The organism is Lactococcus petauri, from assembly GCF_002154895.1.
Classification (GTDB): Bacteria; Bacillota; Bacilli; order Lactobacillales; family Streptococcaceae; genus Lactococcus; species Lactococcus petauri.
The window spans coordinates 12,678-29,225 of the sequence record NZ_MUIZ01000005.1 but is presented as its reverse complement, the minus strand read 5'-3'; the positions used below and the strand labels follow the sequence as shown (position 1 = coordinate 29,225).

Genomic DNA, 16,548 nt, shown 5'->3' with positions numbered 1-16,548 from the left:
AAAGTTATAATAATAAAATCAATACATGGAAGTGGAGAAGAATGAAATGACTATTACTCAAGATTTCACACAAAAACTTTATGACAACTTTGCGGAAAACCCTAAATTTCGTGCTGTAGAGAATGCAGCGACGAAAAATGGGCTCCTGAATGCTTTGGAAGTTCGTAGCTCACATGCCAACAATATTCCAGAGTTTTCAATTGACCTTACCAAAGATAAAGTAACGAATCAAAAACAATCAGGTCGTTGTTGGATGTTTGCTGCTCTGAATACTTTCCGTCATAAAATGATTGGACAATTTAAGTTAGAAAACTTTGAACTGTCACAGGCTTACACTTTCTTTTGGGATAAATACGAAAAGTCAAATTGGTTTATGGAACAAATTATTAACCATGTAGATATGGACGATCGTCGCTTGAAATTTTTACTCCAAACACCACAACAAGATGGTGGACAATGGGATATGGTTGTGGCGCTTTTTGAAAAATACGGTGTTGTTCCTAAGGATATTTATCCTGAATCAGCAGCATCTTCTAATTCGCGTGAACTCAACCAGTATTTAGACAAACTGTTGCGCCAAGATGCTCAATTATTGAGAGAAGCACTGGCAAAGGGCGAAGATGTACAAGTTCTTAAAGAAGATTTGTTACAAGAAATTTTTAACTTTTTAGCAGCAACTCTTGGACTTCCTCCGCAACATTTTGAGTATGCATTCCGTGACAAAGAAAGCGCATTAGAAAAATTCTCAGGCACAGCCCAAGAATTTTATGCTCAATATGTAGATATCAAACTTGATGACTATGTTTCAGTCATTAATGCACCAACAGAAGATAAACCTTACAACAAATCATACACAGTTGAATTTCTGGGAAATGTGGTTGGAGCTCGTGATGTTAAGCACTTGAATCTTGACATGGATCGTTTCAAAAAACTCGCCATTGCACAAATGCAAGCAGGTGAAACAGTTTGGTTTGGTTGTGATGTTGGACAAGTTTCAAATCGTAAGGATGGTTTGTTGACTCTTGATGCATATGATTTTGAGACAGCGCTTGATATTCACTTTACACAGGACAAAGCTTCACGCTTAGATTATGCTGAATCTTTAATGACACATGCTATGGTTTTAACAGGTGTAGATTTGGATGAAAATGGAGCACCTACGAAATGGAAAGTTGAAAACTCTTGGGGGAAAGATGTTGGTAAGGAAGGCTATTTTGTGGCCTCTGATGCTTGGATGGATGAATATACCTACCAAATCGTAGTACGCAAAGATTTGCTCACTCCTGAAGAACTTGCAGCCTACAATGCTGAACCTCAGATCCTCTTACCTTGGGATCCTATGGGAGCTTTGGCTTAAAAGAAGAGAAGATGTCCCATATGGACATCTTTTTTGCTATAATAATATTATGGAAAATACGGATATCATATACGGCTTACATGCTGTAACAGAGTCACTCAATGCAGGAGTAGTCAATAAACTCTATGTCGAGGAAAAATTACGGGGTAAGAACGTTGAGAAAATCAAGGAACTTGCGCGTGAAAAAAAAGTAAACATCTCTTGGACACCCAAAACTGAATTAAATAAAATATCAGAAAACGGAGTTCATCAAGGTTTTGTTGCCCGTGTGGCAGAATTTGCTTATGCAGAATTGGCAACAATTTTAGCACAAGTTTCGGATAAAGAAACTGCGACAATTTTAATTTTAGATGAGCTGACAGATCCTCACAATTTAGGATCAATTGCCCGAACAGCAGATGCAACAGGAGTAGATGCGATTATTATTCCCAAACACCGCGCGGTAGGCATCACGCCAACAGCAGTAAAAGCAAGTACAGGTGCTTTGCAACATGTGCCCGTGGTACGTGTTACTAATCTTTCTCAAACGTTAGATAAACTAAAAGAAGCTGGTTTTTGGACTTTTGGAACCGACATGGACGGTACCACTTATTCTAAATGGAATACCTCGGGTAAAGTTGCCTTGGTGATTGGAAATGAAGGAAAAGGTATTGGTCAAAATCTGAAGAAACAAGTGGACGAGATGATTACTATTCCGATGGTTGGCCATGTTCAAAGTTTGAATGCAAGTGTTGCTGCCAGTATTTTGATGTACGAAATTTTTAGAAATAAGATGTAAGGGGAAAAAGATGACTTTTCGCATTGTTACCGATTCAACAGCGGATTTGAGTGAAGATTATTTAAAAAAGTACGACATAGCTGTATTAGGAATGACTGTCACTATTGGTGAGCAAACCTATCCAACTATTGGCGAAAATAGCCTGAGTAATGAACACCTTCTCCGAGAAATTAAAGCAGGCAAAACTGTTCAAACATCACAAATTAATTCTGGCCAGTTTTCCGAGTTATTCAAAAAATTTATAAGCCAAAATCCAGAAGAAGAAATTGTGTATCTGGCCTTTTCATCAGGCTTATCAGGTACTTATCAATCTGCCGTTATTGCTCGAGAGATGATTCTAGAAGAATATCCGAAAGCTAAAATTACGATAGTGGATACATTGGCCGCAGCTTCTGGAGAGGGTTTCTTGGTCCAAGAAATGGTGAATCTACGAGAATCTGGGAAGAGTTTGACAGAAGCGTTGCCTATTTTTGAAACACTTATTTTACGCCTTAAGAGTCTTTTCATGGTTGACGACTTGAATCATCTGGCACGAGGAGGACGTATTCCCAAAGCTGTTGCTATGGTTGGAACGATGGCCAACATCAAACCTCTCCTTACCGTAGATGCAGAAGGCAAGTTGACACAACTGACTAAAGTACGTGGCAAGAAGAAAGCGATAAAAAGTTTAGTTGACATGACACTTGAAGAGATGGACCCGGCTTATTCACATGTAATTGTGGCATATTCTGGGAGCGAAGCCACTGCTCAAGAAGTGAAACAACTCTTCTTGGAACAACATGTTGACAAGGTTGACATCCGTCCTCTGAGTCCAACGATTGTCACTCATACAGGTTCTGGTACTTTGGCGATTTTTTCAATTACTAAAAAAAATAGAAAATAATATAAAAAATCACAGTTGAACTCTTGTTTTACTGTGATTTTGTGTTAAAATATAGAGTGAGTGTAAACTCGATAAATTGAAAATATGAATTGTGATATGTGAGGAAAGGGGTCGCTTTTATGCTAAAAAGTGGACTTTATACGGGCGTTGACATCGGTACAAATACTATTAAAGTGTTGGTTGCGGAGTACGTCTCAGACGAAATGAATATAATTGGCGTCGGTAATGCAAAATCTGACGGTCTAAAAAACGGAATTATTGTAGATATTGAAAAGGTGGCAACAGCTTTACGCAAGGCTGTTAACGCTGCTGAAGAACGTGCGGGGATTACGATTGACAAAATTAATGTCAGTATTCCTGCCAATCAACTCGAAATGGAAAACTGCCAAGGCATGGTTCCAATTATCGGGACTTCAAAAGAAATTACAGAAGATGATGTAATGCAAACGGTGCAAAATGCATTGATGCGTGGTGTAGTTCCTGAACGTGAAATAATTTCTGTAGAGACAACTGAGTTTACAGTTGATGATTTCACAGGAATATCTGACCCTCGTGGGATGTTTGGTGTACGTTTAGGTATGCGTGGTATCATTTATACTGGCCCAAAAACATTAGTGCACAACATTCGTAAAGTTGTGGAACGTGCTGGCTTGATTGTGGATAATCTCGTGATTGCTCCGCTGGCTATGAGTCACTATGTACTTTCAGAAGGAGAACGTGAGTTTGGTACAGTAATGATTGATCTTGGTGCAGGCCAAACAACAGTTTCCGCTGTTCGTGATCAACAACTGAAGTTTGCACATACAAGCCCAGAAGGTGGCGATTATGTGACACGTGACATTTCTACTGTACTTAATACTTCATTGAGTGAAGCAGAAGATTTGAAACTAAATTATGGTGAAGCAAGTACTGAGCGCGCCAGTCAAGAAGAATACTTCCCGGTTGACGTTGTTGGACAAACAGACCCAGAAGAAATCACAGAATATTACCTTTCACAAATTATTGAAGCACGCTTAACACAAATTTTTAACCGTGTGAAATCAGATTTGGAAAACACACGTTCATTAGATTATCCTGGTGGAATTGTGGTTCTTGGCGGAGCTGCGGCAATGCCTGGCACAGTGAATCTTGCAACAAAAGTTATTGGGATGAACGCACGTCTTTTCGTACCAAGCGAAATGGGCTTACGTAACCCAGCTTTCGCTCAAGTAATCAGTGTTGTCAACTACGTTGGTGAACGCACAGACATTGATCGACTTGTATCACAAGCCATTGCTTCTGACAGCACATATGTTGCTCCTGTTGCGCAATATGAAGAACCTGTTCTTCCGGCAACAGATACAATGGATTATGAAGAAAATAACTTCTACCAAACAGAAGCTCCAACTCGTCCAGTTGCTCAACCAGCAGCTGAACCTGAAGAAGAAAAAGAAGGTGTTGTGGATCGTATGCGCAACATGTTCTCAAACCTTTTTGACTAAAACGACTTAATAACGGAGAAATAAAACATGGAATTTTCATTTGATACAGAAATCGCTCAAGGCGCTGTAATTAAAGTTATCGGTGTTGGTGGCGGCGGTGGTAACGCAGTTAACCGCATGATTGAAGAAGGCGTTTCTGGCGTTGACTTTATCGTAGCTAATACAGATGTACAAGCTTTGCGCAGTTCAAAAGCAGATACAGTAATTCAACTTGGTCCAAAATTGACACGAGGACTTGGTGCAGGTGCACAGCCTGAGGTTGGTCGCCGTGCCGCAGAAGAATCTGCAGAAACAATTGCCCAATCTTTTGAAGGCGCAGATATGGTCTTCATCACTGCTGGTATGGGTGGTGGAACAGGAACAGGTGCTGCTCCTGTAATCGCTCAAATCGCAAAAGAAATTGGTGCTTTGACAGTTGCAGTTGTAACTCGTCCATTTGGTTTTGAAGGCTCAAAACGTAGCTACTTTGCAACAGAAGGTATTGAAGATCTTCGTGCAAATGTAGACACATTACTTATCATCTCAAACAACAACTTGCTTGAAATCGTTGATAAGAAAACTCCTTTGACAGAGGCATTGCGTGAAGCAGATAATGTTCTCCGCCAAGGTGTTCAAGGTGTTACTGACTTGATTACAAATCCAGGTATGATTAACCTTGACTTCGCTGATGTGAAAACAGTTATGGCAAACAAAGGAGATGCCCTCATGGGTATCGGTGTTGCAACTGGAGAAGATCGTGTCATTGAAGCAACACGTAAAGCTATTTACTCACCATTGCTTGAAACAACAATTGAAGGTGCTGAAAATGTCCTTCTTAATGTTACAGGTGGTATGGATATGAGTCTTATTGAAGCTCAAGATGCTTCAGAAATTGTTATTCAAGCTGCAGGTAACGATGTGAACATCTTGTTGGGTACATCTATTGATGACTCACTCAGTGATGAAATTCGTGTTACTGTTGTAGCAACAGGTGTTTCACAAGATGCAACTGATGAATATTTAGGAACATCTACAGCTCCAGTTGTAGATGAACCACGTCGTCAACCTAACTTTCAACATACTTCGATGAAACAAGCCTCAGCGCCAACTTCACGACCAGCACAAGCTTCACAGCCTTCACAAGCACAACAAGCTCCTACACAAAAATCAGGATCTGCTTTTGGCGATTGGGATCTTCGTCGTGATGCTTCACCGCGTCAAAACGGAAATCAAAACCGTGAAAACTCATCCAATGTTACAAGCTTCTCAGGTATCCCATCTACAGATGAAGATATCGATACTCCACCATTTTTCCGTAAATAATGAGTATAGCAGAAAATGTTAAAAATATTTTGAACAAGGTAGATGTGGCAAAAGCTACATCTCCTTATTCAAATCAAGACGTTCAGGTGATTGCCGTAACCAAGTATGTCGATACTGCAAAAGCAGCACAAGTAGTTGAAGCAGGTATTCATCATTTAGCAGAAAATCGTACAGATTTATTTCTTGAAAAATATAAGGCTCTTGAAAACAAAGATATTACTTGGCATCTCATCGGAAATTTGCAACGCCGTAAAGTAAAAGATGTCATTAATTTAGTTGATTACTTTCATGCTTTAGATTCGGTCAAGCTTGCCAAAGAAATTGAAAAACGTGCGGAACATATGATAAAATGTTTCCTCGAAGTCAATATCTCAGGTGAAGAGACAAAACATGGATTTGCGCCAGAAGACATAGATCAAGCTTTAGCAGAAATTTCACAGTTAGATAATGTGGAAATTGTGGGCTTGATGACGATGGCGCCGATTGATGCTGATAATGAGCAGTTGGATAACATTTTCGCTTCGATGAAGCAATTGCAAATCGAAATTGCGGCTAAAGAAATTACTAATATTCCTTGTACTGAATTGAGTATGGGAATGAGCCGTGATTATACAAGAGCAATTCAACAAGGAGCGACCTTTGTTCGAATTGGTACAGCATTTTTTGAATAAAATTTGTATAGAATCTTAAGCATTGAAAACGGAGGGAAGTATGGCCTTAAAAGATCAATTTGATAAATTAAAAAAATTTTTCGAAGAGGACGACGATGAGTATGATGAACCCGTTGTAGCGGCACAAAAGCCACAACCACAACCGCAAAAGTCTTCAACAGTAAACACAGAAAAGAAAGCCACAGGTATGAATCGTCCGGTTCAACCTCAAAGACCAGCGCAAGCAAAATCAACTGCTAAACGCCCAGCACCCTTTTCTTCAACAACAAATAACACTAAAACAACAGAGAAAAAAGTTCAAAAACCTATGATGAATCAAGCCACAACAAATGCAGGACAAGTTATTGCCATCAAAGAGCCACGTGCCTATTCTGATATTATGGAATCTGCGCGCATCGTTAAAAATGGAGAGTCGGTTTTGGTTAATTTCAAGTTTATGCCAGATAACCAAGCACGACGTTCAATTGACTTCTTGACTGGTGTTGTATTTACACTTGATGGTGATGTTCAAAATGTTGGCGGACAAATTTTCTTACTCACACCGGCGAATATCACAGTTGATGCTTCCCAAGAATTAAGTATCTTGGCAGGGCAAAACTTTGAGAACTTCGATATTTAATAAACTATGATTATATATATTTTAATTCGACTGATTGGTCTTTATACATGGGTTTTGGTAGCTTATGCTCTGATGAGTTGGATACCAAGCCTTTATGATACAGCTGTAGGCCGTTTTATTGTCAAAATTTCAAGACCTTATCTGAGCTTATTTGAAGGTATTCCATTACGTTTTGCAGGATTAGATTTCACAATCGTGCTTGGTGTAATTGCTTTACAAGTTATTCAACAACTTCTTTTACGCTTCTTATGAGTCATGAAAATATATATCAACACTTTCATCCTGATGAAAAGCAATTTATTGATCGTGTCTTAGACTGGATGGATCGTGTGGAAAACAATTATTCTGTAGTTACTACTTATTTTCTAAATCCTAGAGAAGTTGAAATTCTCGAATCTTTAGCAAATAAGCGGGAACTTCAGATTTTTTCTACTCAGGATATTGCCCAGACCGAACTCACTAAGATTATTATTGCGCCTGAATTTTATCAGTTAGATGTCGCAGACTTTGACATAGCGTTGTTAGAAATTTTATACGCTAAGAAATTTTATCAACTCAAGCATTCCCAAATTTTAGGAAGTTTCTTAGGTCAAACGGGAATTCGGCGTTCAGAGCTTGGCGATATTATTTTAAGCGAAGGAAGGGCACAAGTTTTTGTTTCCAAACATCTTCTTGAAATCTTTCAGAATAATATCAAAAAAATTGGTTCTGCCACCGTACAATTTGTTGAAAAACCATTTGAAGAGCTGATAGAAACAGAAGCTGCCTCGGTAATGAAAGTAGTCTTAGTTTCGAGTATGCGTATTGACAAAATTATTGCAAGCACTTTCGAGATTTCTCGCAATCTTGCCGTAAATATGTTACAATCAAGAAAGGTAAAATTAAATTACCTTGAAATTGAAAAGAAAGATTTTACTGTCGAACAAGGAGATTTAATCAGTGTTCGTGGCCTAGGTCGTATTAAGATTCTAAGAATTTTAGGTGAAACCAAAAAAGGTAAACAGAAAATCGAATGTGAAATTACTAAGAATCATAAGAAAAGATAGAGTCTCTTGGGAGATTGGAGGTACTTATGGCATTAAATAGTTTAGATGTTCAAAATAAAACATTTAATACACAAATGCGTGGTTACAACAAACATGAAATTGAAGAATTTTTAGATATCGTTGTTCGTGATTACGATGAATTTGCACAAAAAATTAAAGATCAAGAGCGTGAGCTTAAGGCTTTACGTGAACGCGTAAAATATTTCGATGATATGAAAGATTCCTTGAATAAATCTATTGTCGTTGCACAAGATGCGGCCGACAATTTACGTGTTCAAGCACAGAGTGAATCAAACAGCATTATTGCTGAAGCTAGTCAAAAAGGTCAGCTCATTATTGAAGCCGCTAAAAAAGAAGCAGGAACAATCCTTAATCAAGCTTCGGATGATGCACGTCGCTTGGTTCGTGATACAGATGATTTGAAACGTAAAATGCGTCTTTATCACCAACGTATGACTTCAATCATTGAGGCTCAGTTGGCAAGTATTCATTCAGAAGATTGGCAAGATACTCTAGAAGCAACATCTTCACATATTACAAATCCTGAAGAAAAGCTTCAAGAAATTGTGGATATGCAGTTGAGTGATACATCTTTACAAGGAAATATCGCTAAAGATGAACCTGCTAAGGCTGAAGAAAACACTGTTGTAGAACCTACAGTTAAGGAAGAAACTGAAAAAATAGTTGAAGTTGAAGAAACTGAAATTCCACAGACTGTGAAAGAAGTTTTGGCTCCTGCTCTTGAAGAGGAAACTCAAAAAATACCCTCAGAAGAAGGGAAAGTTGCAGAAACTGAAAAAAATGAAGAAACTTCTTATCCAGTTTTTCCAGAAATGCAAACAGAAGTTCCAGAAGTAGAAGCACCTGAACATAAATAATTTAATTTTAGGACAAGAAAAGAAAAATATATTTACAGCAAGTGAGAGTTGATGGAAGTCTCATATTCCCTGTTTTTCGGATTATCACCTAAATTATTCTAAGCCCAAGTCAAGTAAGTTTAGACGCTGTACACGTTACGTACGTAAGAGTTCTCACTTTTCGTGAGAAAAATTAAGGTGGTACCACGGTCTTTCGTCCTTTTTCGGAAGACCGTTTTTTATTATCATTCTTTCCGCTTTAGCGGATTAGAATGATAATACGCAGGGAGCGAAGCGAGTTGTGAACCAAGAAACATTCTTTCCGCTTTAGCGGATTAGAATGATAATACGCAGGGAGCGAAGCGAGTTGTGAACCAAGAAATATTCTTTCCGCTTTAGCGGATTAGAATGATAATACGCAAGAAACAGAGAGTTTAGAGATACTGGTAAACAGATAAAGTTTAAAAGAAAGGTAAAAATTATGAAAATTAAAGATACATTGAATTTAGGGAAAACGGCTTTCCCGATGCGAGCAGGCTTGCCAAATAAAGAAGCTGGCTGGCAAAAAGGCTGGGAAGAAGCTAAACTTTATGAAGCACGTCAAGAACTGAATGAAGGTAAACCATCGTTTATGTTGCATGATGGACCTCCCTATGCAAATGGAAATATCCACGTTGGACATGCCCTAAATAAAATTTCGAAAGATATTATTGTACGCTATAAATCCATGTCTGGTTTCCGTGCACCATATGTACCAGGATGGGATACTCACGGTTTACCTATCGAACAACAACTTTCAAAAGCGGGTATGAACCGTAAAGAAATGGACATGTTAGACTATCTTGAGGAGTGTCGCAAATATGCGCTCAAGCAAGTAGATATGCAACGTTCAGACTTTAAGTCTTTAGGAGTTTTAGCAGATTGGGAACGTCCATATATGACACTTCTCCCAGAATATGAGGCTGCACAAATTCGTGTCTTCGGTAAAATGGCGGAAAAAGGCTATATCTACAAAGGTCAAAAACCAATTTACTGGTCTCCTTCATCAGAAAGTTCATTGGCAGAAGCGGAAATTGAATACCAAGATGTCCGTTCGGCATCAATCTTTGTGGCTTTCAAAGCAAAAGATGTTAAGGGCTTGTTACCAGAAGATGCAGAATTTGTTATCTGGACAACGACACCTTGGACATTGCCAGCAAATATGGGGATTTTTGTACATCCAGACTACGAATATTCAGTTGTAGAAGTAGGAAATCGTAAATTTGTTGTTGCTTCAGAAATGCTTAGCAAGGTGGCAGAGACTTTAGAGTGGGAAAACCCAACGGTAATTCAAACACTTAAAGGTTCTGAAATGGATATGATGACGGCTTATCACCCATTTTATGATCGTGAGTCATTAATTATGAATGGGGATTATGTCACACTTGATTCTGGTACTGGACTCGTTCATAGCGCACCAGGTCATGGTGAAGATGACTACTTCTTTAGCCGTAAATATAAACTTGAAGTTCTATCACCTGTGGACAACCGTGGTTACTATACGGATGAAGCACCTGGTTTAGAAGGTATCTTCTACGATGAAGGAAACAAAATTGTAAGTAAATGGTTAGAAGAAAAAGGAGCTCTACTGAAGCTTGACTTCTTTACGCACAGTTACCCACATGATTGGCGTACAAAGAAACCCGTTATTTTCCGTGCAACACCACAATGGTTTGCATCGATTGATGACTTCCGTGAAAATATCCTAAGTGAAATTGAACAAGTGGATTGGATTATCCCTTGGGGGAAAACACGTCTCTATAATATGGTTCGTGACCGTGGAGATTGGGTCATTTCTCGTCAACGCGCTTGGGGTGTTCCACTGCCAATCTTCTATGCGGAAAATGGAGAGGCAATCATTACGCCGGAAACAACAGAACATGTTGCCCAGCTTTTTGCGGAACACGGTTCAAAAGTTTGGGTTGAACGTGAAGCTAAAGAGTTGTTACCAGAAGGCTTCACTCATCCTGGTTCTCCAAACGGTAAATTCACAAAAGAAAAAGACATCATGGATGTCTGGTTTGATTCAGGTTCATCATGGAATGGTGTTCTGAACGAACGTGATTACCTATCTTATCCTGCCGATCTTTATCTTGAAGGTTCAGATCAATATCGTGGTTGGTTTAACTCTTCAATCACAACTTCAGTTGCTGTTAACGGTGTTTCTCCATACAAAGCAGTTCTGTCACAAGGCTTTGTTCTTGATGGAAAAGGACGTAAAATGTCTAAATCTATTGGTAATACAATTTTACCTTCAGATGTGACAGGAAAATTAGGGGCAGATATTCTTCGTCTCTGGGTAGCTTCTGTCGATACTGAAGCCGATGTTCGTGTTTCTATGGAGATCCTTAATCAAGTTTCAGAAGTTTATCGTAAAATCCGTAACACAATGCGTTTCCTAATCGCAAATACTACCGATTTTGATAAAAACACAAATGAGGTTTCTTATGAAAACTTACGTAGTGTTGATAAATATATGCTTGTCAAATTCAATACACTAGTAGAATCAGTACGTGAAGCTTATGATTCATACAATTTCATGAGTGTTTATAAGCAAGTGATTAACTTCTTGACCAATGATTTGTCTGCTTTCTATCTTGATTTTGCTAAGGATGTGGTATACATCGAGGCAGCCAATGCTGCAGATCGTCGTTCAATGCAAACCGTGATGTATACAATGCTTGCAGATTTGACAAAACTTTTAGTTCCGATTCTGCCGCACACAGCAGAAGAAATCTGGTCATACCTTGAAGCAGAAACGGAAGAGTTCGCTTATCTTGCTGAAATGCCTGAAGTTAAAGACTTCACTGGCTCAGAAGAGTTACTCGGTGAATGGGAAGCATTCCTTGATTTCCGAAATAAAGTACTTAAAGCGCTTGAAGAAGCACGTGAAGCAAAATTAATCGGTAAATCACTTGAAGCAAAAGTTACTGTATATCCTAATGAAGTGGTTTCAAGTCTTCTTGTAAGTCTTGATGAAAATGTTGCTCAACTTCTCATTGTTTCAGAATTCTCTGTATCAAATGAAGGAGCACCAGAAGAAGCTGTTAAATTTGATGATGTAGCTATTCTTGTGGAACAAGCAGCAGGTCAAGTATGTGACCGTTGCCGCCGTACAGATGTGACCGTTGGGACTGATGAAAATGAACATTTACATGCCCTTTGCTCAAGCTGTGCTACCATTGTAAAAAATGAATTTCCTCAAGTATTAACTGATGGGTTTGAATAAAATAAAAAGCTTGGATATCCAAGCTTTTTATAATATAAAAAACTGCTTCAAGCAGTTTTTAAAATGCAGACAGAGCCATAGCTAGGGAGCTAAAGACAATAAGTAGCAGCATCGCAACGACAACAACCATCGTCACTTTTTGAAAAGTAGATTTTTGTTTCTTTTTGTAAGCCATAGTTTCCTCAATATTTATTATTCTCAGTTCTATTCTAGCAATAAATTAGTAAAATGTCACACTATTTACCAGAATTGTCCGTTTCAGATTTTGAAGACTCTTTTGGTTCTAAGAATTTTGCAAATGGATCTTCTTGCTTCTCAGTTTTCGCTGTTGCTTTATCAGTGTCTAAATTACCGGTTGAGACGCCTAAATCATCCATCATTTTATCGAAATCATCACGTTTTCTAAAAGTTAATCCCATATCGATATTACTCCTTATCATTTTTTATATATTTTACTACGAAAAGTCAAAAAAAGCCAGATAAATAGCAATAAAGTTTGCATTTAAAGCGAAAATCCAGTATAATGTTATGGAACGGTAGTTTGTGTAAAGCACTGCTACCTATAAAAAATATATTTTTTCTCAAAGGAGACATTTTAAAATGGCTAAAGAAGTTTACGACCGTAGCAAACCGCACGTAAATATTGGTACTATCGGACACGTTGACCATGGTAAAACTACCCTCTCAGCTGCAATCTCTAAAGTATTGTCTGACAAAGGTTACTCTAAAGCGACTGATTTCGCATCTATCGATGCTGCGCCAGAAGAACGCGAACGTGGTATCACTATCAACACTGCTCACATCGAGTACGAAACTGATAAACGTCACTATGCCCACATCGACGCTCCAGGTCACGCGGACTACGTTAAAAACATGATCACTGGTGCTGCCCAAATGGACGGTGCGATCCTCGTAGTTGCTGCAACTGACGGACCAATGCCACAAACACGTGAACACATCTTGCTTTCACGTCAAGTTGGTGTTAAATACCTTATCGTATTCCTTAACAAAGCTGACCTCGTTGATGACGAAGAACTTATGGAACTTGTTGAAATGGAAGTACGTGACCTCTTGTCAGAATACGACTTCCCAGGTGACGATACTCCAGTAATCGCTGGTTCAGCTCTTGGTGCTTTGAACGGTGAACCTCAATGGGTTGCTAAAGTTGAAGAACTTATGGACATCGTTGACGAATACATTCCAACTCCAGAACGTGACACTGACAAACCATTGTTGCTTCCAGTCGAAGACGTATTCTCAATCACTGGTCGTGGTACAGTTGCTTCAGGTCGTATCGAACGTGGTACTGTTAAAGTCAACGACGAAATCGAAATCGTTGGTATCAAAGAAGACACTAAAAAAGCTGTCGTTACTGGTATCGAAATGTTCCGTAAAACACTTGACGAAGGTCTTGCCGGCGATAACGTTGGTGTACTTCTCCGTGGTGTTCAACGTGACGAAATCGAACGTGGTCAAGTTATCGCTAAACCAGGTTCAATCACTCCACATACTAAATTCGAAGGTGAAGTTTACGTATTGAGCAAAGAAGAAGGCGGACGTCACACTCCATTCTTCGACAACTACCGTCCTCAATTCTACTTCCACACAACTGACGTTACTGGTTCAGTTAAACTTCCAGAAGGTACTGAAATGGTAATGCCTGGTGATAACGTTCACATCGATGTTGAACTTATCCACCCAGTTGCCATCGAACAAGGAACTACTTTCTCTATCCGTGAAGGTGGACGTACTGTTGGTTCAGGTATCGTAGCTGAAATCAAAGCATAATTCGTTAAGAATTATTGAAGTGAACTCACTTCCTAAAAAAACCTCACATTTTGTGAGGTTTTTTTGATGAATGGGTTTGAGATTAGAAAATAAAAAAGCTCCCATTTGGGAGTTTTTTTAGACTTCATTTTTAATAAAGATTTCACGATCAACAAAAGTATCCATTTGGAAATAAAATTTTTCTTGGATAATTTCGCTAGCATTTTTAAAGATATTCACATTACGTAATCCAGATTTATCAGTAACTGATAGTTTAAAACCTGTTAAATCAGGATTAATAATAATTTTAAGGAGAAAACCTTGACCAGAATTTGGAACTTCTTCAAGTATACGTTTAAATTCAAAGTTTCCAATATTATTTTGAGAAAAAGTTGTGTCTTTGAGAGTAAATTTCTTAACTTTTGGTGATAATGTGTAGCTGTATTTGCAGCCCTCAAGTTTTTTTTCAGTAATAAAAGCCATCTTTTATAGTGCCCTTTCTTTTAGTGTTTGAACAAAATTGTGAATTTCTTCTTCAGTATTGAGTTCTGAAAAAGAAACACGAATATTTTCTTTAAGTTTTGGTGATTCACTACCATATACAGCTTCGAGAACATGAGAAGGATCAACTGTTCCAGCGGTGCAGGCTGAACCAGTTGAAATTGCCACACCAGCAAGATCAAGTTTTGCGAGTAATAAATCATGATTTTTCCCTGGGAACCCGATATTTACAACATGTGGCATACTCGGACCAAATTCGTGTGTATAATACTCAATATCTGCAAGATCGTCTAGAAGTGAAGCTTTCAGTTTTTCAACATGGGCATAATTAGCACTCATGTTATCTGTTGCAATTTGTAGTGCTTTTGCCATACCCAAAAGAGAATGAAGATTTTCTGTACCTGCACGTCGTTTTTCTTCTTGTTCGCCGCCGTGTATAATACTGTCAAATTTTAGTCCGGAACGATGATAAAGAAAGCCAACACCTTTTGGACCATGGAATTTGTGAGCACTAGCTGATAGAAAATCTATTTTTAGCTCCTCAGGATGTACGGGGATTTTACCCATTGTTTGTACTGAATCAACATGAAAAACAGCTTGATGATTTTCTAAAAGTTGCCCCACTTCTTTGATGGGAAGTAGTTGCCCAGTTTCATTATTGGCCATCATCATTGAAACAAGAATTGTCTCTTCCCGCAATTCATTTTCAATCAATTGGGCGGGGAATGAGCCATCAGTTTTGGGTTGAACAAAAGTAATATCAAAGCCATGACGTGTTTTCAAGTAGTCAAGGGCATTAAGTACTGATGGATGCTCTAAGACAGTGGTGATAATATGATTACCATTTTGACGGTTGGCTAAAGCGTAACCGACCAAAGCGGTGGAGTTGGATTCACTTCCGCCGGAAGTAAAAGTAATTGTTCCAGGTGAAACTTGAAGTGCCTTAGCTACTGTTTCTCGTGCCTGACGTACGAGTTGGCTCGCTTGGCGACCAAAAGTGTGCGTACTGGACGGATTGCCAAAATTGTTAGCAAGAACTTCCGTCATGACATCAACAACTTCAGGAAGTATCGGTGTTGTTGCGGCATTATCTAGATATATAATTGTTCTTTCCTCTCTTTCGAGTTTCTATTAAAAGTCTTATTTCAAGGACATGTAAGGTTCTATTAACTTAACCTTTTAATAAATGTGTGTATTTCATTTATGTACTCTATACGAAAGCTTAATGATAATCGTAAGTTTCCATTATCTCTATATTACCATGTTTTATATTTTTTTTCTGAAATTCGAACGCTTCCGCTAATTTTTTAGATAAATGAAGTTATAAGAGGAGAAAGAAGTGACTAAAGTAAGTACAGGTTATGAAAAAAGCCACCTAGGCAGAGAGGTGACCTTTGAAAGATGTATTAATTATATTATTGTGATCTGCCTATACCAATTATAACACTGACAAAGGCTAAAGTATAATTTTTTAAACGAAGTGGAACAATCTAATAATGAAGGATATAATAAATTTAAGCTGGTAAACAGTCTTATAGGAAAGGAAGAGCAGACAAATGGAATATAACTTATTAGGTATCTCGGCATTAATTGTAATTATTTTAGGATTAACATGGCTCAAGGATGGCGAAAAAATGGATCCGCCTTTGAAGAAAAGAATAGTGATTGATGTTGTAACGATAGCAATCTTTTGGGGTGTTTTCGAGTTTTACAAGTTTTCAAATGTAAAAATGTACAACCATGAAATAGAATTTGTTATCAATAGTTCTTTACTTTTTTTCTTTGCACGAATGCTTCAACTCATTTGTCAAATCAATCCATTATTTCAAGAACTCTTTCTCTATCTCAAATCAAAAGGATTTACTCTTGAGGACAAAAAAATAAAGGAAGAAAATTATAAAGAAAAGAATGATAAAAAAAGAGATAGCTAACCATTTCTAGCTCTGTTAACAAAAGGTAACGTTATTGATAAGCAAATATGATATATTGGATATGGCAAATCAAAATATCGATAAAAA

At 38.2% G+C, this 16,548-nt stretch carries 17 protein-coding genes; 13 read left to right on the top strand and 4 right to left on the bottom strand.

Annotated features, from left to right (window positions below; genetic code table 11):
- The first annotated feature begins 46 nt into the window (after nucleotides 1–46).
- From pepC to ileS, 11 genes are all read left to right on the top strand, one after another.
- Nucleotides 47–1,357: an aminopeptidase C gene (gene pepC / locus BZZ03_RS07910; RefSeq protein WP_017370563.1), complete on the top strand. Its 1,311-nt coding sequence runs from the start codon at nucleotides 47–49 to the stop codon at nucleotides 1,355–1,357.
- A gap of 49 nt (nucleotides 1,358–1,406) precedes the next feature.
- Complete coding sequence (rlmB, locus tag BZZ03_RS07905) at nucleotides 1,407–2,135, top strand: 23S rRNA (guanosine(2251)-2'-O)-methyltransferase RlmB (protein WP_017370564.1); 729 nt, start codon at nucleotides 1,407–1,409, stop codon at nucleotides 2,133–2,135.
- 10 nt (nucleotides 2,136–2,145) lie between these two features.
- Nucleotides 2,146–3,018: a DegV family protein gene (locus BZZ03_RS07900; RefSeq protein ID WP_086582957.1), complete on the top strand. Its 873-nt coding sequence runs from the start codon at nucleotides 2,146–2,148 to the stop codon at nucleotides 3,016–3,018.
- Nucleotides 3,019–3,137: 119 nt separating this feature from the next.
- Nucleotides 3,138–4,499 (top strand): cell division protein FtsA, encoded by a 1,362-nt coding sequence (gene ftsA / locus BZZ03_RS07895; RefSeq protein WP_017370566.1) that lies wholly within the window; start codon nucleotides 3,138–3,140, stop codon nucleotides 4,497–4,499.
- Nucleotides 4,500–4,526: 27 nt separating this feature from the next.
- Nucleotides 4,527–5,801: a cell division protein FtsZ gene (ftsZ, locus tag BZZ03_RS07890; protein ID WP_017370567.1), complete on the top strand. Its 1,275-nt coding sequence runs from the start codon at nucleotides 4,527–4,529 to the stop codon at nucleotides 5,799–5,801.
- Nucleotides 5,801–6,472 (top strand): YggS family pyridoxal phosphate-dependent enzyme, encoded by a 672-nt coding sequence (locus BZZ03_RS07885; protein ID WP_017370568.1) that lies wholly within the window; start codon nucleotides 5,801–5,803, stop codon nucleotides 6,470–6,472. Before ftsZ ends, BZZ03_RS07885 begins: the two co-directional genes overlap by 1 nt.
- 40 nt (nucleotides 6,473–6,512) lie before the next feature.
- Complete coding sequence (locus BZZ03_RS07880; RefSeq protein ID WP_086582956.1) at nucleotides 6,513–7,091, top strand: cell division protein SepF; 579 nt, start codon at nucleotides 6,513–6,515, stop codon at nucleotides 7,089–7,091.
- Between the two features lie 6 nt (nucleotides 7,092–7,097).
- Nucleotides 7,098–7,343: a YggT family protein gene (locus BZZ03_RS07875; protein WP_003133468.1), complete on the top strand. Its 246-nt coding sequence runs from the start codon at nucleotides 7,098–7,100 to the stop codon at nucleotides 7,341–7,343.
- Entirely contained in the window at nucleotides 7,340–8,137 is a 798-nt protein-coding gene (locus BZZ03_RS07870) for a YlmH family RNA-binding protein (RefSeq protein ID WP_086582955.1), read from the top strand. Before BZZ03_RS07875 ends, BZZ03_RS07870 begins: the two co-directional genes overlap by 4 nt.
- 26 nt (nucleotides 8,138–8,163) lie before the next feature.
- Nucleotides 8,164–9,015: a DivIVA domain-containing protein gene (locus tag BZZ03_RS07865; RefSeq protein ID WP_086582954.1), complete on the top strand. Its 852-nt coding sequence runs from the start codon at nucleotides 8,164–8,166 to the stop codon at nucleotides 9,013–9,015.
- A 460-nt stretch (nucleotides 9,016–9,475) separates the two neighbouring features.
- Nucleotides 9,476–12,262 carry an isoleucine--tRNA ligase gene (ileS, locus tag BZZ03_RS07860; RefSeq protein WP_086582953.1) on the top strand — a complete coding sequence of 929 codons (2,787 nt, stop codon included), beginning with the start codon at nucleotides 9,476–9,478 and terminating at the stop codon, nucleotides 12,260–12,262.
- Nucleotides 12,263–12,320: 58 nt separating this feature from the next.
- On the opposite strand, the gene BZZ03_RS07855 is transcribed toward ileS, so the two are convergent.
- Together BZZ03_RS07855 and BZZ03_RS07850 are read right to left on the bottom strand one after the other, a co-directional pair.
- Nucleotides 12,321–12,437 (bottom strand): DUF4044 domain-containing protein, encoded by a 117-nt coding sequence (locus BZZ03_RS07855; RefSeq protein ID WP_004259413.1) that lies wholly within the window; start codon nucleotides 12,435–12,437, stop codon nucleotides 12,321–12,323.
- Nucleotides 12,438–12,498: 61 nt separating this feature from the next.
- Nucleotides 12,499–12,681 carry an SPJ_0845 family protein gene (locus tag BZZ03_RS07850; RefSeq protein WP_017370573.1) on the bottom strand — a complete coding sequence of 61 codons (183 nt, stop codon included), beginning with the start codon at nucleotides 12,679–12,681 and terminating at the stop codon, nucleotides 12,499–12,501.
- Between the two features lie 181 nt (nucleotides 12,682–12,862).
- Here BZZ03_RS07850 and tuf point away from each other — a divergent pair, with 181 nt between their 5' ends.
- Nucleotides 12,863–14,050, top strand: a complete 1,188-nt coding sequence (tuf, locus tag BZZ03_RS07845; RefSeq protein WP_003133474.1) for an elongation factor Tu — start codon at nucleotides 12,863–12,865, stop codon at nucleotides 14,048–14,050.
- 117 nt (nucleotides 14,051–14,167) lie between these two features.
- Here the strand turns inward: tuf and BZZ03_RS07840 are convergent, their stop codons facing one another.
- Nucleotides 14,168–14,512, bottom strand: a complete 345-nt coding sequence (locus BZZ03_RS07840) for a DUF1831 domain-containing protein (protein ID WP_017370574.1) — start codon at nucleotides 14,510–14,512, stop codon at nucleotides 14,168–14,170.
- A 3-nt stretch (nucleotides 14,513–14,515) separates the two neighbouring features.
- On the bottom strand, nucleotides 14,516–15,577 hold the full coding sequence (locus tag BZZ03_RS07835; protein WP_225210210.1) for a cysteine desulfurase family protein: 1,062 nt from the start codon (nucleotides 15,575–15,577) through the stop codon (nucleotides 14,516–14,518).
- Nucleotides 15,578–16,086: 509 nt separating this feature from the next.
- Here BZZ03_RS07835 and BZZ03_RS07830 point away from each other — a divergent pair.
- Complete coding sequence (locus BZZ03_RS07830) at nucleotides 16,087–16,461, top strand: hypothetical protein (RefSeq protein WP_017370576.1); 375 nt, start codon at nucleotides 16,087–16,089, stop codon at nucleotides 16,459–16,461.
- Nucleotides 16,462–16,548 lie beyond the last annotated feature (87 nt).